The organism is Brevibacillus sp. (assembly GCF_003521185.1).
Classification (GTDB): domain Bacteria; phylum Bacillota; class Bacilli; order Brevibacillales; family Brevibacillaceae; genus Brevibacillus; species Brevibacillus parabrevis.
This window is the reverse complement of sequence record NZ_DOTK01000060.1, coordinates 95,633-117,497: the sequence shown is the minus strand read 5'-3', so window position 1 is coordinate 117,497 and position 21,865 is coordinate 95,633. Positions and strand designations below refer to the sequence as shown.

General features: G+C 56.9%; 1 protein-coding gene. It reads right to left on the bottom strand.

The features are described 5' to 3' along the window. Positions 1-55 precede the first annotated feature (55 nt). Entirely contained in the window at positions 56-21,844 is a 21,789-nt protein-coding gene (locus DEP07_RS18650) for a non-ribosomal peptide synthase/polyketide synthase (RefSeq protein ID WP_429827564.1), read from the bottom strand. Positions 21,845-21,865 lie beyond the last annotated feature (21 nt).

Below are 21,865 nucleotides of genomic sequence, written 5' to 3'. Positions count from 1 at the left end.
AAAAATTTGCCAAAGGAGGCGCCGGCGTTTGACGCCTCCTGGCAGGTTGTATGCCTTACTTGTCTTGGATGAGATCAAGCAAGTCGGCAATCTCTTCGTCATCCCAGCCAAATTCGGACAAGTTGCTCGCAGCCGATTGGGCTGGTGCGGCGGCTTTGTCTGTCTTTGCGTGTGCAAGCAATTGGCGCAAGGCAGTGATGTAGTAATCTGCCAGCGCTTCGATCGTTTCCTTGCGGTAAATTTCTTTGCTGAAGGCGACGCTCACCACCAGTTGACCACCGACGACCGAGCACCCGAAATCGAGCAGGTGTTGACGATCCGAGTTGCGGTTGAAGTTGTCGCCTCTCGCTTCGCTGGCAAAGCCGAACAACGAGTCCGTGTCACGAACCGCCTGATCCAGCTGGCCGAGGTAGTTGAAGCTGATCTGCGCTTTGGGCAAAGACTTGAACTTCTCCGCCGTTTCCTTGTTCAAGTAACGGAGGATGCCGTAGCCGATTCCTTTGTGCGGAATGCTGCGCAACTGTTCTTTCGTCGTTTGCAGCGCTTCTGTAAGCGAGCTTGTTCCCCGCGTATCCAGCAAAATCGTGTACATGCTCGTGAACCAGCCGACTGTCCGGGACAGATCGACATCGTCAAAAATGTCTTCGCGTCCGTGCCCTTCCAGATGCACCAAAGTGGTCTGATTGCCCGTCCAGACGAAGACCGCTTCTGCCAAGGCAGTCAGCAAGACGTCGTTGATCTGGGTTTGGTAGACGGCTGGCAGCTCTTGCAACAGCACTTTCGTCTCTTCCTGCGTCAAGGCGACGGAAACGGTTCTGGCTGCGAGCTCGCGGTTTTGACCGTGCTCGTAATCTTTTGGCAGAGCAGCCACCTCTGTATCGAGACGGCTCAGCCAGTAGTCGGCCTCTTCCGTGAGACTGTCGGACGCGGCGTACTCGACCAGTTTTTCCGCCCAATATTTGTAGGAGCTTGTCTTCGGCGGCAGTTGTACCTGCTTGCCTTGCAAAAGCTGGTTGCACGCCTTGTTCAAGTCTTCCGTGATGATTCGCCATGACACCCCGTCGACTGCCAGGTGGTGAATGACGATCAGCAAACGGCCTTCCTGCCCTGCGCCCATGTCGAAGTAAACGGCGCGGAGCAACGGGCCATCTGCCAGGTGCAAGCTTGCCTGCGCTTCCCCGGACAGCTTCTCGATCTGCTCCACTTGCTGGTTCGCTGGCAAATCTCCCAGCTCCACCACATAAAACGGAATGATATCGGTCCACTCAGCGCCCGCCTGCTTCCACGCTCCATTTTGATGGTAGAAACGGAGACGCAAGGCATCATGGTGACCGAGCAAGTGATAAAAGGCTTGTTTCAAAATCTCCGGATCGATCGGCTGAACGGTGAGCAGGACGGATTGGTTCCAATGGTTGCGATCCGCCAGTTTTTGCTCGAAGAACCAGTGCTGAATCGGCAGGAGTGGCACTTCGCCTGTGACAAGACCTTGTTCCGCGCAAATGTGGACCGAATCTCCCACAGCATGCGACAGCTCGGCAATCGTCTGATTTTCGAATAAAAGCTTGGGCGACAGGCGGATGCCGGACTGCCCTGCTCTGGCCACAATCTGAATGCTCAGGATCGAATCGCCGCCGAGTTCAAAGAAGTTGTCGTGAATCCCGACTTCCTCGACTCCGAGCACTTCCTTCCATATTTGCGCCAAAACTTTTTCGACGAACGTCTCTGGAGCTACATATTCGCCATCAGCAGCTGTGTACTCCGGCACAGGCAAGGCCCGGCGGTCTACTTTGCCGTTTGGCGTGAGCGGCAGAGCTTTCAGCGTGACAAAGGCCGCTGGCACCATGTATTCCGGCAGTTTCTCCTTGAGGTAGCCGCGCAAATCGTCAGCTTGTTCCGCATCGTCTTCTGCGACCACGACATAGGCGGCCAGTCGTTTCACGCCCGGCATATCTTCGCGGGCAAGAACGATCGCCTCTTTGACCGCTGGGTGCTGATACAGCACACTCTCAATCTCGCCCAACTCGACGCGGAAACCGCGGATGCTCACCTGGTCGTCGGAGCGGCCGATAAATTCGATCTGGCCGTCTGGCAAATAGCGCACGAGATCCCCCGTCCGGTACATTTTCGCCCCGCGATTCGCTGTGAACGGATTGTCGACGAAGCGTTCCTGCGTCAAATCAGGACGCTTGTAGTAACCGCGAGCCAAGCTGCTGCCGGCAATGTACAACTCGCCTGTCACACCAATCGGCACTGGCTGGCGCTGTTCGTCCAAAATGTACACTTGCACGTTGTCAATCGGTCGGCCGATCGAAGGCGGAGTGACCTGACCAGCTTGAACCGCGACGATGCCTGCTGTGGCGACGACCGCATTTTCCGTAGGGCCGTACTGGTTGACCAGCGTAAACGGCACATGCTCCGCCGGGTAATGATGCAGCTTGTCGCCGCCTGTCAGCACGTAACGCAAGGCAGCATGGGACGGCCAGTCAACAGACAGCATGCTCTCTGCCAATGGCGTCGGCAGGAAGCTGATCGTGATTCCTTCGGCAACGAGCCAGTCGCGCAGTTTTTCCGGGATGAGACGAATCTCTTCCTGCGGCAAGTACAGCGTGGCTCCTGCCGTCATGTACGGCCAAATTTCCCAGACAGCGGCGTCAAAAGCTGTTCCCGCGATTTGCGATGCCCGATCATCTGGCGTGATGGTGTAGGCATGTTGGTGCCAATAAATGAGGTTCAACAGAGCGCGGTGCTCGATCTCTACCCCTTTTGGCGTTCCCGTTGAGCCGGACGTGTAGATCACGTAGGCGAGCTGGTCGGTTGTCACTGCCAATTCCGGCGCTTGCGTGCTCTCTTCGGCAATGACCTCCCAGTCCGCATCGAGGCAAATGAACGCGGCATCGCCCGCAGGCAATGTTTCCAGCAAGCGTTCTTGCGTCAGCACAAACGGCATGCCTGTGTCTGCCATCATGAAAGCCAGACGCTCTTGCGGATAGGCTGGGTCCATCGGCACAAACGCGCCGCCCGCCTTGAGAATGCCCAGTTGTCCGACGATCATCTCGCTGGAGCGTTCGACGCAAATCCCGACGAGCGTCTCTGGTGTAATCCCTTGCTGTTGCAGGTAGTTCGCCAGCTGGTTCGCTTTTGCATCCAGTTGTGCGTACGTGAGCGAGCCTTCGGCGGAGACGACCGCCAGTTGCTCCGGCATTTTTTCGGCCATAGCGGCAACCAGCTCGTGCACGGTTTGCTCGTACGTGTAAGCGGCAGCCGTGTTGTTCCAAGCGGATACAAGCTGCTCGCGCTCATCTGTCGCAAGCAGCGGCAACGCCTGAATCGAGCTGTCCGGTCGGGCGACGATGCCCTCCAGCAGCTGATGGAAATGATTGACCATGCGCACGATCGTGCTGTGGTCGAACAAATCGGTGTTGTAGTCAAACGTAGCGACCAAGCCGTTTTGCGTTTCCGCCATCGTCAGGCTGATGTCGTACTTGGACATGACGGCTTCGTTCTTGCTTTCAAACGGTACGATCTCGATGCCCTCAAATTCACGGGTCAGCATCTGGAAGTTTTGCAGGGCGAACATGACTTGGAAAAGCGGCGAGTAGCTCAGGCTGCGCTCCAGCTCCAGTTCGTCTATTAACTTTTCAAAGGGCAGGTCTTGATGGGTGTAGGCTTCCAGCGCCGTATCGCGTACTCTCGCCAGCAGTTCGCGGAAAGTAGGTGCGCCGGACATGTCCGTTCTCATCGCCAAGGTGTTGATGAAAAAGCCGATCATCGACTCGGTTTCCTGTTTGTTGCGTCCGGCGACCGGACTGCCGACGATGATGTCGTCTTGACCGCTGTAGCGATAGAGCAAAGTCTGGAACGCCGCAAGCAACGTCATGAACAGCGTCGCGCCTTCTTGGCGGCTTAAAGCGTGCAGCTTTTCTGTCAACGCCAGCGGGAACGCCGTCGTGTACAAGGCTCCGTGATGCGTTTGCACAGCCGGGCGCGGACGATCTGTCGGCAAAGCCAGCATCGGCTCGGCGGCACCGAGTTTTTCTCTCCAGTAAGCCAGCTGCTGTTCGAGCACCTCGCCTTGCAGCCAATCGCGCTGCCACGCGGCAAAATCGGCGTATTGCAGCGGCATTTCGGCGAGCTGCGGCGTATCTCCCTTGGAGAGCGCTTCGTAAATCGTCGCAAGCTCTCCCATGAAAATGCTCATCGACCAACCGTCAGAGACGATATGGTGCATGTTGAGCAGGAAGACGAAATCTTCTTCGCCCGTCTGAATCAGCGTAGCTCGCAGCAACGGCCCTGTACGCAAGTTGAACGGCTGGCTGGCCTCTGCCTTTTCCAGACGCTGTACCGCAGCTTCGCGCTCTTCGTCCGGCAAATCGCGCAGGTCGATTTCAACGAGACGCCATTCCATCATCTCGTGAATGACTTGCACCGCTTCTCCGCCGATGTCGGTGAAAGTCGTGCGCAAGCTTTCGTGCCGCTCGATGATCGTTTGCAGACTGCGCTCCCATGCCCGGATGTTGAGCTGCCCTTGAATCCGTACGGCAGACGGGATGTTGTACAAGGCGCTGTCCGGCATCAGGCGATCCAGGAACCACAGCCTTTGCTGGGCGAAAGACAGCGGCAACTGTTTGTCCCGCGGTACAGGAACGAGCGGAATGCTGGTGACGCCTGATTGCTCCTCTAGCAGCCCGGCAAGCTTTTCGCTCATTCCGGCCACATCTGGATGTTCGAACAGCGTGCGCAGCGGGACATTGACGCCAAATGCTTCTTTTAAACGGGAGACGGCTTGCGTAGCCAAAAGCGAGTGTCCGCCCAGTTCAAAGAAATCATCGTAAACGCCGACGCGCTCTACAGAAAGCACTTGTGCCCAAATGTTCGCCACGATTTCTTCGATCGGCTTGCGCGGCGCCACGTACGCTTTGCCTGTCTCGGCATGTCCGTAGTCAGGAGCTGGAAGGGCGCGGCGATCCACTTTTCCGTTGACCGTGAGCGGAATTTTTTCCAGCCAGACGTAGCCTGCTGGCACCATGTATTCCGGCAAGGTCGACTTCAAGTAGCGGACAAGCTCTGCTTCATCCGGCTGCTGCCCGGTCGCGGCGACCAGATAAGCCGCCAGACGTTTGTCTCCCGCTCCCTCCTGCCGTGCGATCACGACGACATTTTGCACCGCTGGATGCTGTCTGAGCGCATTTTCGATTTCCCCCAGCTCGATGCGATAGCCGCGGATTTTCACCTGGTCGTCGATCCGGCCGAGAAATTCCAGCTCGCCGTTTTCCAAGTAACGCACCAGGTCGCCCGTCCGGTACAGTCGCTCGTCTGCTTGGCCGAACGGGTCCGCGATAAAGCGCTCTGCTGTAAGCTCGGGACGGTTCCAGTAACCTCTCGCTACCCCTTTTCCGCCGATGTACAGCTCACCTGGCACGCCGATTGGCACAGGTTGCAGATGAGCGTCCAGCACGTAGACCGTCGTATTGGCGATCGGGCGGCCGATTGGCGGATTTTTGCCGTCGTCCTGGCAATGCTTGAGCGTAGCCGTGACGGTTGTTTCGGTCGGTCCGTAGCAGTTGATGAATTGACGGCCTGTTGCGTAGCGGGCGACAAGCTCCCGGCTTGGCGCTTCCCCGCCGACAATGATCGTCCGCAAGTCTGGCAAATCTGCTTCTGGCAAGGCAGCCAGCACAGAGGAAACCATCGCGAAGGTCGTAATTCGTTGCTCCTGGAGCACCCGGATCAGCTCTGGCCCCGGCAAAAGCGACTCGCGATCCTCGATCACGAGTGTCGCTCCGGCGAGCAGGCTCATGACGATCTCCGAGACCGACACGTCGAAGCTGAACGAGATGAATTGCAGGACGCGGCTGGTCGCATCGATCTGGAAATGGCGGATCAAGTCATAGGCCAAATTGATCACGCTACGATGCTCGATCATTACGCCTTTTGGCAATCCGGTCGAGCCGGACGTATAGATCACGTAAGCGAGATTGTGCTCGCCGACGCTCGTTTCCGCGTTTGTGACAGGCTCGTTCGCCAATTCGTCGCTGTCCAGGCAAATGACCTGACGGGACGAAGCTGGCAGTCTGTCTGTAAGTGAAGCCTGCGTCAACAAAACGCTCGCCTGCGAATCCTCGATCATGTAGGCAATCCGTTCTTGCGGGTGCGCCGGGTCGAGCGGAACGTAAGCTGCCCCTGCTTTCATCACGCCGAGGAAAGCGACGATCATTTCCGGAGAACGCTCGACGCAAATGCCTACCAGCTCATCCGGTTTTACCCCTTCAGCAAGCAATCGGTGGGCCAACTGGTTTGCCCGCTCGTTCAACTCGGCATAGGTCAGTTCCACGTCCTTGTAGACGAGAGCAACGGCATCCGGCGTCTTTTCCACTTGCTGTTCAAACGCCTGATGGACGCATAGCTGCTGCGGGTAGGCCACGCTCGTCTCGTTCCAGTCGACCAAAACTTGCTGGCGCTCGCGCTCACTGATCATCGACACGTCCTGGAGACGTTGTTCCGGCTTTGCTGTCATGTCCTGAAGCAACTGAGACATCTGCTGCAACACGCGCTCGATTTGCTCAGGCGCAAAGCGGTTTTGCTCGTACTTGATTTTTACAATCAACTCTTCGCCCGGGCCGCAGACGACCGTAAGCGGATAGTTCGTCTGCTCGATCGTCTCCACGTCAGACAAGCGCAGCTGGTGCTGTTCGTCTTTCACCGACTCCCCGATCGGGTAATTTTCAAAAATGAAAATGCTTTCGAACAAGGCGGTGTTGCGCGTCATTTCACTCCAGCCCTGGATGTCGACCAATGGCGTGTACTCATACTGGCGAAGCTCCACTTGCTGCTCCTGCATGCCGCGCAGCCATTCCCGAACGGATTGGTTCGCATCCAAAGCAACGCGAATCGGCAAAGTGTTGATGAAAAGTCCCACCATGCTCTCTACGCCAGGCAGATCGGCGGGACGCCCGGACCCTGTCGCACCGAAGACGACGTCATCCGTTCCGCCGTAGCGGCCAAGCATCAGCGCCCACGCCCCTTGCACCAACGTATTCAGCGTCAACTGGTGCGTACGGACAAAAGCTTGCAAGCGGGCGGTCGCGTCTTTCGCCAGACGAATTTCTTGCTCCTCGTACCCTTTTGGCAAATCAGCCCGGCCGCCAGTGCTGTTGCCCATCGCCAGTGGAGTTGGCTCGTAAAAGCCTGCAAGCTGCTCACGCCAAAATTGTTCGGCGGCTTGCAAGTCTTGCCGCTGTACCCACTCTACGTAATGAGCGAACGGTTGAACAAAGCTGTGCGCGACTTCTTTTCCTTCTGCCAGAGACAAATAAGCGCTAAACCAGTCTTTCAGCACAATCGGGATGCTCCAGCCATCGAGCAAGACGTGGTGGAAGCTCCATGTGAAGCGATACGCACTCTCGCTCAACCGGAACAGCGTCCAGCGCATGAGTGGTGCCACAGCGATCTCGAAGCTGCGTCGGCGGTCAGCCGCCAAGTATTCGCTCAGCTCCGCTTTTTGCTGGTCAGGCGTCAGATGGCGCAGGTCGATTTTTTCCACGCACGCCTTCACTTGCTTGCGGACGACTTGATGCGGTTCCGTCAAGCCTTCCCATATAAACGAGGTGCGCAAAATCGAATGGCGATCCACGACTTTTTGCCACGCCTGCTCAAACGCTTCGACATCCAGTCCTTCCACCGTCATCGCCAGTTGAACGACGTAGTCTCCTCCCTCCTGCTCGTACAGAGAGTGGAACAACATGCCGCCTTGCAACGGACTTAGCGGATAGACGTTTTCGATCGAGCGATTTTGTCCCAAATACTTGTCGAGCGCGCGCTGATCCATCCGTGCAAGCGGGAAGTCAGATGGCGTATAGCCGCCTGCCGCTTCGGACTGGCCGTGCGCAATGATTTCACGCAGCGCTTCCAAATAGTTGTGGGCAAGCTGCTGGATCGTGGCTTCCTCGTGAATGTTTTCGCTGTACATCCACGTGACGTGGAGCTGCTCCCCTGCAATCACGCTGTTTACGTCGAGCAGGTGCTGGCGAATCGCCTGCTGCCCCACATTGGCGCCTCTCGCTTCTTGCGCCATCCCGAATTTCGACTCGGGTACAACTGCCTGATCAAACTGTCCGAGGTAGTTGAAGCTGATTTCTGCCTGCGCCTTTTCTGCCAGACGTTTTTGCAGTTCCGCATCCTCGCTCAAATAACGCAAAATGCCGTAACCGACGCCTTTGTTCGGAATGCTGCGCAACTGTTCCTTGACCGCTTTCAGCGTGTCTCCCCACGGCTTCGTCGGGTCGACCGAAAGCTGTACCGGGTACAGGCTCGTAAACCAGCCAACCGTCCGGGACAAGTCTGCGCCCTCGATCAACTCCTCGCGCCCATGCCCTTCCAGATGAATCGCGACTGTCTGCTCGCCTGTCCAGCGATGGAGCGCTTTGGTCAAAGCGGCAAGCAACACGTCATTGATTTGCAGACGATATGGCGAGAGCGTATCTTGCAGCAAGGCGCGAGTCTCTTCCGCGTTCAAGGAAAGCATGACTTGTTTAACGGTCGCTTCCGTGTTTTCGCTTGGCTCGAAGATGCGGTCAATCGGCAGCGGTTTTACCTCGTCCATTTGTTCCAGCCAAAATGCTTTTTCCTGACGAAGCGCTTCGGACGTCGCGTACAATCGCAATTGCTCGGCCCACGTCTTGAACGAGGTCGTCTTCGCCGCAAGCTGCACCGCTTGTCCTTTTGCCAATTGCTCGTAAGCGGTTTGCAAGTCTTCGAGCAAAATGCGCCAAGATACACCGTCTACCACAAGATGGTGAGCGACGATCAACAGACGGCCCGGCTGTTCGGCCCCTAGCTGGAAGTAAACCGCTTGGACAACAGGCCCCTCAGTCAGATCGAGGCTCGCTTGCACTTCGCTGGCTATTTCCTCCAGTCGCATCTCTTGCTCCGCCGTCGTCGGGAAGGCGGAAAGGTCGACGCTGCGGAAAGGAATTGTCTCGGGAAGTCCTTCAATCCGCTGTGTCCAGCCTTGCTCTGTCCGGCTATAGCGCATGCGCAATGCGTCATGATGAGCGAGCAGGCACTCGATGGTGCGCTCCAAAACAGCCAAATCCACAGGCTGCTGCACCGTCAAAAGCAAGGATTGATTCCAATGGTGCACAGACGGCTGTTCGGAGGCGAAGAACCACGTTTGAATCGGCGTGAGCGGCACGTCACCTGTCACGATGCCCTGTTCATTCGGCAGTTTTGTTGCTTCGCTTTCGTCCGTCACTGTAGCGACGCTTGCCAATTCCGCAATCGTCTGGTTTGCCAAAAGCTGTTTCGGCGTCAGGCGAATCCCCGCCTGGTTGGCCCGGGACACGATCTGGATGCTCAGAATCGAGTCGCCACCCAGTTCGAAAAAGTTATCGTGTATCCCAACATCCGCTAATCCAAGAACATTTTTCCATATATGCGCAAGCTTGATCTCCAGCTCGGTTGCCGGAGCTACATAAGTGCCGTCCGCCTCGCTATTGAACAGATCAGGCGCTGGCAATGCGCGGCGATCCACTTTGCCGTTCGGAGTCAGCGGCAGGTCAGCCATGAAGACAAAAGCCGCTGGCACCATGTACTCAGGCAACAGTTCCTTCAAGTAGCTGCGGAAGTCGCCTGCTTGAACGGCTTGTCCTTCCTGCCCTTCTCGCTGCACGATATAGGCGACAAGCCGCTTCATCCCCGGCATGTCTTCGCGAACGAGGACAATCGTTTCTTTGACCGCCGGGTGGCTGTACAGAGCCGTTTCGATTTCACCGAGTTCGACGCGGAAGCCGCGAATGCTCACCTGGTCGTCAGCGCGCCCGATGAACTCGATGTTTCCATCCGGCAAGTAGCGGACAAGGTCCCCGGTCTTGTACATGCGCGCGCCCGCTTTTTGCCCATACGGATTCGCGATGAAGCGTTCTCTGGTCAAGTCAGGGCGATGCAAATAACCGCGCGCCAGGCTGTCTCCGGCGATGTACAGCTCTCCCGCTACGCCAATCGGCACGGGTTGCAGCTTTTCATCGAGCACGTACACCTGCACATTGTCGATCGGACGGCCGATTGATGGCGCGGATACTTGGCCAGCTGCTGCCGGAACGATGCCTGCCGTGGCGACGACGGCGTTTTCCGTCGGCCCGTATTGGTTCGCCAAAACAAACGGCAGCGTTGCCGGCGGGTAGTCGTGCAGCTTGTCTCCTCCTGTCAGCATGTAGCGCAGCTTGGCATCGCTCGGCCACTCCAAGGTCAGCAACCGTTCCGCCAATGGCGTCGGCAAAAAGCTGATGGTGATGCCTGATGCGACGAGCCAATCTCGCAGCTGCTCCGGCACGAGACGGATTTCTTCGGACGGGAGGTACAGCGTCGCTCCCTTTGTCAAATACGGCCAGATTTCCCAGACAGAAGCGTCAAAAGCTGTCCCGGCAATTTGCGTCGCCCGGTCTTCTGCGCCCACCTCGTACGCGCGCTGGTGCCAAGAGACGAGATTTAACAAGGCAGCATGCTCGATCTCTACCCCTTTTGGCGTTCCGGTCGAACCAGACGTGTAAATGACGTAGGCCAAATTGTCGCGGTTTGTAGCGATCACCGGAGCCACGTCGCTCTCTTCTGCAATGAGACTCCAATCGCGATCCAGGCAAAGGAACGTCGCTCTCGCCTCTGGCAATTGCGCAAGCAGATGCTCCTGGGTCAATACGACTGGCATCTCGGCATCTTGCATCATGAACGCGAGCCGCTCTTGCGGATACGCCGGGTCCATCGGGACATAGGCACCGCCCGCCTTGAGTATCCCCAGCTGGGCGACGAGCATGTCGATGGAGCGATCCAGGCAAACTCCGACAAGCGTTTCGGAGATAATTCCCTGCTTGTGCAAGTAATTCGCTACTTGATTCGCTTTGGCATCCAGCTCGGCATAGGTGATCTGTCCTTCGTCCGAGACGACTGCCAGCTGATTCGGCAGCTGCTGCGCGATTCGGGCAACCTGCTCATGCACGCACGTATCGCGTTCTGACGGCACGCTCGTATCGTTCCATTGGAAAAGCACTTGCTTACGCTCCTGGTCGCTGACAAGCGGAATGGCAGTGATCGGTTGCAGCGGATTGACCGACACAGCTGCAAGCAGGTTGGCGTAATGGCCCGCCATGCGCTCAATCGTCGCCGGATCAAACAGATCGGTATTGTATTCAAAGGTCGCCATCAGCCCTGCAGGCAATTCGACCGTGGTCAAGGTGATGTCAAACTTCGCGCTGACTCCCTCTTGACCGATGTGGAACGGCTCAAGACGAATGTGCGACAGCGCTTGGGCGTCCATCGGGATGTTTTGCAAAACGAACATCACCTGGAACAGCGGCGAGTAGCTGAGGCTTCGTTCCAGCTCCAGTTCATCGACCAGCTTTTCAAACGGCAGGTCTTGATGGGCATACGCTTCCAGCGCCGTCTCGCGCACTTTTCCGAGCAAATCGCGGAAGGTCGGTTCACCGGACAGGTCCGTGCGCATCGCCAGTGTATTAATGAAGAAGCCGATCAGCGACTCGGTTTCCTGTCTGTTGCGTCCCGCGACCGGACTGCCGACGACGATGTCGCTTTGGCCGCTGTAGCGATAAAGCAAGGTCTGGAAGGCAGCGAGCAAGGTCATGAACAAAGTCGAGCCTTCTTCCCGGCTGAGTGTTTTCAAAGCCGCAAGCCGCTCTGCCGGAAGCGTGATCGTATGCATGGCTCCCTTGTGGCTTTGCACGGCCGGACGCGGACGGTCTGTCGGCAGGGCAAGCAGCGGTTCTGCGCCACCGACTTTTGCTTTCCAATACGCAAGCTGCTGCTCCAGCACGTCGCCTTGCAGCCAATCGCGCTGCCATGCGGCATAGTCAGCGTATTGCAGCGGCAGTTCGGCAAGCTGTGGCGTTTCTCCGGCAGACAATGCTTCGTATATGGTCACAAGCTCTTCCATGAATACGTTCATCGACCAGCCATCCGCAACGATATGGTGCAGGTTGAGCAAAAAGACGTACTCCTGCTGAGCCATGACGAGCAAGCTCGCCCGCAGCAACGGGCCGCGCTCCAGGTCAAACGGTCGCTTGGCATCTTCTATCGCGAGCTGCAATGCCTTCGCTTCGCGCTCAGCTTCGGCCCATTCGCGCAAATCCACTCGGCCCAGGCTCCACTCGATTGCCGGGTGAATGATTTGCACCGCTTCCCCGTCTCGATCCGAAAAAGTCGTCCGCAAGCTCTCGTGACGCTGGATCAGCAGCTTGAGACTGCGTTCCCACGCCTCGACATCCAGTTCCCCGTGCAGACGGGCAGCGGACGGGATGTTGTACAGGAAGCTGTTCGGGATCAGCCTGTCCAGGAACCACAACCGTTGTTGCGCAAACGAAAGCGGTACATGCTGGTCGCGCGGCACTGGCACGATTGGCTGGCTGCGAAGAGCGGTTTCCCCTTGCAAAAGGGACGCAATCTGTGTACTGATCGCCGCCGTCGTCGGGTGATCGAACAGCATGCGCAGCGGCAATTCTACGCCAAATGCTTGTCGCAAGCGGGAAATCGCTTGTGTCGCCAGGAGCGAATGTCCGCCCCGCTCAAAGAAATCGTCATGCACGCCGATTTTCTCGACGGAAAGCAGCTGCGCCCATATATTCGCTACCATTTCCTCCGTCGGCGTCCGCGGCGCGACATACTCTTGACGTGTCGCCAAAATCCCCCAATCCGGTGCGGGCAATGCTCTGCGGTCGACTTTTCCGTTCACCGTGAGCGGAATCGCGTCCATAAAGACAAAGCCTGCCGGGATCATGTAGTCGGGCAATGTCTCTTTCAAATAACGGGCAAGCTCCTCTGCCGCTGGTTGTGCTTCGCCCGCTGCCACCATATACGCAGCCAGACGCTGCTCCCACGCGATGACAACCGCTTCCTGAATCGCCGGGTGCTGGCTGAGCGCACTTTCGATTTCGCCCAGCTCGATACGGTACCCGCGAATTTTCACTTGGGTATCGATGCGTCCGAGGAACTCAAGGTTGCCGTCTGGCAAATAGCGAACGAGGTCGCCCGTGCGATACAGACGCTCTCCTTTTGCTCCGAACGGATGCGCGATAAAGCGCTCTGCGGTAAGCTCCGGGCGGTTCCAGTAGCCGCGCGCCAGTCCTTTTCCACCGATGTACAGCTCGCCGGGCACCCCTACAGGTACAGGCTTTTGATTCGCATCCAGCACGTACAAGGTCGCGTTGGCGAGCGGACGACCGATCGGCGCGCTCTTCATCCCCGCGTTGCAAAGCATCATCGTGGAGCAAACCGTTGCCTCTGTCGGCCCGTAGCAGTTGAAAAACTGACGACGATCCGCATAGCGGGCGACAAGCTCGCGGCTCGGTGCTTCTCCGCCCACGATCAGCGTCTGCAAATCAGGCAGATCGGCGGCGGGCAGTGCCGCCAGAACCGAAGACACCATCGAGACTGTCGTGATGCGCTTTTGTTGCAAAACCGAGATTAATTCCGGGCCAGGCAAAAGCACTTCGCGATCCTCGATCACCAAGGCCGCACCTGCGAGCAACGCCATGACGATCTCGGACACAGACACGTCAAAACTGAACGACGTAAACTGCAAGACGCGGCTGGATGGCTGAATCCGGAACGCCTCGATCAAGGCATGAGCCAGATTCACCACGCTGTGATGCTCCACCATGACCCCTTTTGGCAATCCGGTTGAACCAGATGTGTACATGACATAAGCCAGATTTTGCTCCGTTACCTCGCTTGCCGGATTGGCAACAGGCTCATTTGCCAGCGAATCACCGTCCAGGCAAATCACGCGAGCCTGCGTTTTTGGCAAAAGCTCAGCCAAAGATTGCTGCGTCAGCAAAATGCTCGCCTGCGAATCTTCGACCATGTAGGCGATGCGCTCTTGCGGCAAAGCCGGGTCGATTGGCACGTAGGCAGCTCCTGCTTTCATCACCCCGAAAATTCCGATGATCATTTCCGGGGAGCGTTCGACGCAGATGCCGACCAAGGTGTCCGGCTTCACTTCTTGCGCGAGCAGCCGATGCGCCAGTTGGTTTGCCCGCTGGTTCAGATCGGCGTACGTCAGCTCCACGTCTTTGTAGATGAGCGCCACGGCATCCGGCGTCTTTTCCACTTGCTGTTCAAAGGCTTGCTGCACGCAAAGCCCGGTCGGATAGTCCACCTTCGTCTCGTTCCACTCGATCAAAACCTGCTTTTGTTCACTCTGACTAATCATGTTCACGTCAGCCAACAGCTGATCCGGGTTGGCGGTCATCGATTGGAGCAAAAGCGTCATTTGCTCCAGCACGCGTTCGATGCGTCCACCGTCAAATCGGCTTTGGTCGAACTTGATTTTCACGAGAAACTCGGCGCCAGGGCCGCAAACAACCGTAAGCGGGTAGTTCGTCTGCTCGACCGAGTCCACATCCGCGATCTGGAAGCTGTGATCGACTTCTTTGACCGACTCGTCAATCGGGTAGTTCTCGAAGATGAAAATGCTCTCGAACAGCGGAGCGTTGCGGGCCATTTCACTCCAGCCGTGGATGTCGACCAGCGGCGTGTATTCGTACTGGCGCAGCTCCACTTGCAGCTCTTGCAGTTCGCGCAGCCACTCCCGGACTTTTTTGCCGGGGTCCAGCGTCACGCGAATCGGTAACGTATTGATGAACAGCCCCACCATGTTTTCTACGCCAGGCAAATCGGCAGGACGACCTGATCCGGTTGCTCCGAATACGACATCTGCTTCTTTGCTGTACGTGCCGAGGATCATCGCCCAGGCACTTTGCACCAATGTGTTCAGCGTCACCTGATGCTGGCGGGCAAAAGCTTGCAGCTCTCGCGTCCGCTCTGCGGAGAAGCGGATGCTGCGCTCATCGTAGCTTTTCGTCTCCCCGACAGGTTGCACAGTCTGCCCGAAGTTCACTTGCGTCGGTGCGTAGATCCCTTTCAGATGGTTGCGCCAGAAGCGTTCAGCCGCTTGCAAGTCCTGGCGCTGAATCCACGCGACATACTGGGAAAACGGATGGACAGCGCCGAACTGAATGTCTTTTCCGTCAGCCAGAGCCATATAGGCAGCGAACCAGTCTTTCATGACCAGCGGCACGCTCCAGCCGTCAAGCAAGACGTGGTGGAAGCTCCAAATAAACCGATAGGCCGTATCGCTGATGCGAAGCAACGTCCAGCGCATGAGCGGCGGTTCTGTGATCGCGAAGCTGCGCTTGCGATCCTCCTCCAAAAAGGCGTCCCACTCCGCTTTCTGCTGATCGGCGGGCACATGCCGCCAATCTTGTTCATCCACGACAACCTGGACGTGCTTGCGAACGATCTGATGCGGTGTGGACACCCCGTCCCAAATAAACGATGTACGCAAAATGGAGTGGCGATCCACGACTTTTTGCCACGCTTGCTGGAAAACGTCGACCTCGACATGGTGCATCGTCATGGAAAACTGAACCACGTAGTCTCCGCCCGCATGTTCGTACAAGGAATGGAAAAGCATTCCTTCCTGCAATGGCGTCAGCGGATAGACGTTCTCGATAGAGCGATCCCGGCCCACGTAGTTGTCGATAGCGCGCTGATCCAGTCGCGCTAACGGGAAATCGGATGGGGTGTAGCCCCCTGCCTCTTCTGATCGGCAATGTTCCATAATCTCGCGCAAAGACTCCATGTAATCACGGGCAAGCGCTTCGATTGTTTCTTGGTTATGGATGTTCGCGTTGTACATCCAGGTGATATGCAATTGCTCCCCGGAAATGGCGCTGTTTACATCAATCAAATGAGCGCGAATCGCGTCTGCGGCGATATTCGCCCCTCGCGACTCCTCGGCCATGGCAAACTTCGCGCCAGCCGATACTACCTGGTCAAACTGCCCGAGGTAGTTGAAGCTGATCTCCGGCTTCGTATAGGCTTGCAACTGCTCTTTCCACTCGTCATCATTGCTGAGGTATTGCAGGATGCCGTAGCCGATGCCTTTTTGCGGAATGTGGCGCAGCTGCTCCTTGACTGCTTTCAGCACATGCCCCCATGGCTTCGACTGGTCAAAGTCAAGCTGTACCGGATACATGCTCGTGAACCAGCCAACCGTCCGGGACAAATCCGCGCCTTCGATGATTTCCTCGCGTCCGTGCCCTTCCAGATGGACATGCAACGTCTTTTGCCCTGTCCAACGCTGCATCGCTTTCGCCAAAGCGGCCAGCAATACATCGTTGATTTGCAGGCGGTAAGCGGTAAGCGTCTCATGCAGCAAGGCGCGCGTCTCGTCTGCCCGAAGCGAAAGCGTCACTTGCTTCGCAGCCGCTTCTGTATTCTCGTTCGGCTCGTACGGATGATCGACCGGAAGCGGGCTTCCGCCGCTGCTTTGTTGCAGCCAGTACGCTTTTTCCTGCTCTAGCGCATCCGAGTCGGCATAGTCAGCCAATTTTTCCGCCCACATTTTGAACGAAGTCGTTTTCGCCGGGAACGACACGTCTGCATGGTTCGCCAATTGCTCGTAGGCATGCTGCAAATCTTCGAGCAAAATGCGCCACGAGACGCCGTCGACGACCAGGTGGTGAACGACGAGCAGCAATCGGCCCGCTTTCTGTTCACCCAGATTGAAATACACGGCTTGAACGACATTGCCTTCCGCAATATTCAGGCTCGCTTGCACCTCGCTGGCGATTTCCTCCAGGCGGGCTGCCTGCTCTTGTTCTTGTGTCGAAAGGTCGGACAAATCCACGCAACGGAACGGGGTGTGGTCGCCAAGTCCGTTCATTTGCTGCGTCCACGCGCCATCCACGAAAGAAAAGCTCATGCGCAACGCATCGTGGTGGGACAGCAAGCTTGCGATGGCACGCTCCAGCACGGATACGTCAACCGGTTGCTGAACGGTCAGCAGCAAAGATTGATTCCAATGGTGCAACGACGGTTGGTCGGCTGCAAAAAACCACTTCTGAATCGGGGTAAGCGGCACATTTCCCGTCACGATGCCCTGTTCGTTTTCCCATTTCGTATGGGGCAACTGGCTGGAATCCGCCACGACGCGCAGCAATTCGGCAATCGTCTGGTTTTCGAACAGTTGCTTTGGCGTGAGCCGAATCCCGAGCTGGTTGGCCCGGGCCACGATCTGGATGCTGAGAATCGAATCGCCGCCCAGTTCAAAAAAGTTGTCGTGGATGCCCACATCAGCGACACCCAGCACCGTTTTCCATATATCCGCAAGCTTCACTTCCAGCTCCGTTGCAGGAGCGACATAACCGCTGGCGGCCTCGCTGCGCGCATACTCGGGAGTCGGCAGCGCCCGGCGATCCACTTTTCCGTTCGGAGTCAACGGGAAGCTGTCCATCTGCACGAAAGCGGACGGGATCATGTACTCAGGCAGCTTATCTTTCAAATACGAACGCATCTCGACAGGCTCGACGGTTTGGCCGCCTGCAAAAACGAGGTAAGCGGCAAGCCGTTTGTCGCCAGGGGCATCCTCGCGCACCATGAGAAACGCTTCTTGCACAGCCGGATGGCGAAGCAGTGCCGTCTCGATCTCGCCCAATTCGATGCGGAAACCGCGGATTTTCACCTGGTTGTCGATCCGCCCGATAAACTCGATCGCGCCGTCTGGCAAATAACGCACCAGATCGCCCGTCCGGTACAGACGCGAAGCTTTTTGCGGGTCGAACGGATTGTCGACGAACCGCTCTGCGGTCAGTTCCGGGTTGTTCAAGTAACCGCTGGCAAGCCCATCGCCGCCTATATACAATTCGCCAGCCACGCCCAGCGGAACGGGCTGTCTGTTTTTGTCCAAGACGTACACGGTTGTGTTGCTGATCGGTCGGCCAATCGGGAAGGAAGTAATCTCTTCCGCCAGCTCTGTGACAGGATAGCAGCACGTAAAAGTCGTGTTTTCCGTCGGGCCGTAGCCGTTGATCACCGTCACTCCGTCCAGCGCCAGCACTTTGCGCACGTGCGGAACAGAGACGACATCGCCGCCGACGAGCAGTTGGCGCACCCCGCGCAAATAGTCTGCGTTATGGTCGACCATGATCGAGAACAAACCTGCCGTCAGCCAAAGCGTCGTTACTTTGTGCTGCACAATCGCTTCGCCCAGTTCATCGAGGGATGGCAAATCCGGCGGCATCAGCACCAGCTTGGCTCCGTTCAACAATGCGCCCCAGATTTCAAAAGTAGCCGCGTCAAACGAAACCGTAGACGCTTGCAGGAATACATCCTCTTCGGTGATCGTGACGTAGTTTGTGTTTTTGACCAGGCGGACGATGCCGCGATGAGCGACGAGAACCCCTTTTGGCGTGCCTGTCGAACCGGACGTGTAAATGACGTAGGCGAGACTGTCTTTTGTCGCATCCACGGCAGGCGCAAGCGGACTTTCCGCTGTCCACTTTTTCGCATCGCGGTCGAGATAGACCGTGCGGCGCTTGCGTCCTTTCCATTGCTTGCCTAAATGTTTTTGCGTCAGCAAAATCGATACGTTGGCATCTGCCAGCATGAAGGCGAGGCGCTCTTCGGGATAAGCCGGATCAAGCGGCACATACGCTCCGCCTGCTTTCAAAATCGCAAGCAGACCGACGAGCATGTCCAGCGAACGGTCGACGCACAGCCCGACGAGAGTGCCTGCTTCCACGCCTTGCTTTTGCAAGTAGTTGGCGAGCTGATTCGCTTTTGTATCCAGTTCGGCGTAGGTCAATTGCTGGTCACCCGCAACTGCGGCGATGCGCTCCGGGTACCGGGCTGCCGTTTCCGCAAACAGTTGGTGCGCCGTTTTGTCACGCGGATAGTCGGTGGCTGTCTCGTTTTGCTCCACCACCAGCCTATTCCATTCGCTCTCGCCGAGGAGGGCAAGCTGATCGAGCGACGCTTCCGGTTGCGTGACGATCGACGCCAACAAATGTTGCAAATGCTCAGCCATTCGCTCAATCGTCGTGCGGTCGAACAAGTCCGTGCTGTACTCAAATGCAGCGACGAGGGTGTCTTCCTTCTCTCGCATCGTCAAAGTCAGGTCGAACTTGGAAGTCGTCAGATGGCTCTCGGTATCCACTGGCGCAACGTGAAGACCTGCTGTCTCGACGTCCTCCAGCGGGAAGTTTTGCAGAACGAACATGACCTGGAACAGCTGCGAGTAGCTGAGGCTGCGCTCCAGTTGCAGTTCATCGACCAGCTTTTCAAACGGCACATCTTGATGCGCATAAGCTGCCAGCGCTGTTTCGCGTACTCGTGCCAGCAATTCGGTAAAGGGCAAATCTCCTGACAAGCTCGTGCGCAAAGCAAGCGTGTTGACGAAGAAGCCGATCAATTTCTCGGTTTCCTGACGATTGCGTCCAGCTACCGGACTGCCCACGACGATGTCTTCCTGACCGCTGTAGCGATACAGCAACGTTTGGAAAGCGGCGAGCAATGTCATGAACAAGGTCGTGTTGGCTTCCTTGCTGAGCTTTTTCAATTTAGCGAGCAAATCGTGCGAAAAGCTCGTCGTGTAAGTCGCCCCTTCGTAGCTTTGCAAGGCAGGACGCGGTCGGTCTGTCGGCAAAGCGAGCAGCGGTTCCGCCCCGCCGAGCTTCTCTTTCCAGTAGGCGACTTGCTGCTCCAATACTTCGCCCTCCAGCCACTCGCGCTGCCAGGCGGCAAAATCGGCATACTGAATCGGCATTGGCGCGAGCTGCGGCACTTCGCCTTTGCTGTACGCTTCGTAATGGGCAAACAACTCGCGCAGGAAGACACCCACTGACCAGCCGTCAGAAACAATGTGATGCATGTTGATCAAAAAGACGTGCGCTTGCTCCTCTGTCCGGATCATCGTCGCGCGCATCAACGGACCTTGGCGCAGATCGAACGGCCGGGCGGCATCGTCAGCAGCCAGACGCGCGCTTGCTTGCTGCTTTTCCTCGCTGGAACGGTCGCGCAAGTCCACGGTATCCAGTTTCCAGTCCAGCTGCGGATGAATCACCTGTACGGCTTGTCCGTCTATGTCAGTGAACGTCGTACGCAAGCTTTCGTGACGGGCGATAATCGCTTGCAAGCTTTTCTCCCATGCTGCGACGTCGAGTTCCCCCTGCAAACGCAGCGCAAACGGAATGTTGTACATCGGGTTGTCCGGCATCAACTGATCGAAGAACCACAAGCGTTGCTGGGCAAAAGACAGCGGCAAAGCGCCATCTCTTGGCACAGGCTGAATCTGAGTCGAGCTGCCATCCGTGCCCGGCCCTCCCAGCTGAAGAGCGGCCGTTTGTTCACTCCACGCGTCAATCGTCGGGTGCTCAAAAATCGAGCGCACAGACTGCTCGACTCCAAACACTTCGCGCAGCCGGGAAATGACCCGTGTCGCCAAAAGGGAGTGACCGCCAAGCTCGAAAAAGTTATCGTGAATCCCCACTTTTTCGACTCCAAGCACCTGCGACCATATGCTTGCGATCAGCTCTTCCGCCTGATTGCGCGGCTCTGTGTATGCTTTTGTCTCTGAACGGTTCCCCCACTCCGGCTCCGGCAAGCGCCTGCGGTCGATCTTGCCGTTTGCTGTCAGCGGCATCGCGTCTAGGAACACATAAGCAGAAGGCACCATGTATTCAGGCAGTTTCGTTTTGAGCCATGCCTGCAAATCGGCAACTTCTGGCGCATCGTCTTTGGCAACCGTCACATACGCTGTCAAATGCTTCTCGCCACGGTCGTTTTCCCGCGCCATCACGACCGTTTCACTCACTTCCGGGTGCAAGGCAAGCGCTGCTTCCACTTCCCCCAATTCGATGCGGAAACCGCGGATTTTCACCTGGTTGTCGATCCGCCCGATAAATTCAATCGTGCCGTTCGGCAAGTAGCGCACCAGATCGCCCGTCCGGTACAGACGCGATCCTTTTTGCGGATCGAACGGATTCTCCACGAACCGCTCTGCGGTCAGCTCCGCATTGTTCAAGTAACCAAGAGCAAGGCCGTCTCCCCCTATGTATAACTCGCCTGCTGCTCCATACGGGACAGGCTGCTTGTGTTTGTCCAATACGTATACGGTCGTATTGCTGATCGGTCGGCCAATCGGGAAGGAAGTAATATCTTCAGACAACTCCGTGACAGGATAGCAGCACGTAAAAGTCGTATTCTCCGTCGGGCCGTAGCCGTTGATTACCGTCACTCCGCCCAGCGCCAGCACTTTGCGCACGTGCGGAACAGAGACGACATCGCCGCCGACGAGCAGTTGGCGCACCCCGCGCAAATAGTCCGCGTTATGGTCGACCATGATCGAGAACAAGCCTGCCGTCAGCCAAAGCGTCGTTACTTTGTGCTGCACAATCGCCTCTCCGAGTTCATCGAGGGATGGCAAATCCGGCGGCATCAGCACCAGCTTGGCTCCGTTCAACAATGCGCCCCAGATTTCAAAAGTAGCCGCGTCAAACGAAACCGTAGACGCTTGCAGGAATACGTCCGCTTCGCTAATCGTGACGTAGTTCGTGTTTTTGACCAGGCGAACGACGCCGCGATGCACGGCGAGAACCCCTTTTGGCGTACCTGTCGAGCCGGACGTGTAAATGACGTAGGCGAGACTGTCTTTTGTCGTATCCACATCAGGCGCAAGCGGGCTTTCCTCTGCCCACTTTTTCGCGTCGCGGTCGAGATAGACCGTGCGGCGCTTGCGTCCTTTCCATTGCTTGCCTAGATGCTTTTGCGTCAGCAAAATAGAAATTTTCGCATCTGCCAGCATGAAAGCAAGGCGCTCTTCGGGATAAGCCGGATCGATCGGCACATACGCTCCGCCTGCTTTCAAAATCGCAAGCAGACCGATGAGCATATCCAGCGAACGGTCGACGCACAGCCCGACGAGAGTGCCTGCTTCCACGCCTTGCTTTTGCAAGTAGTTGGCAAGCTGATTCGCTCTCGCTTCCAGCTCGGCATAGGTCAATTGCTGATCACCCGCAACTGC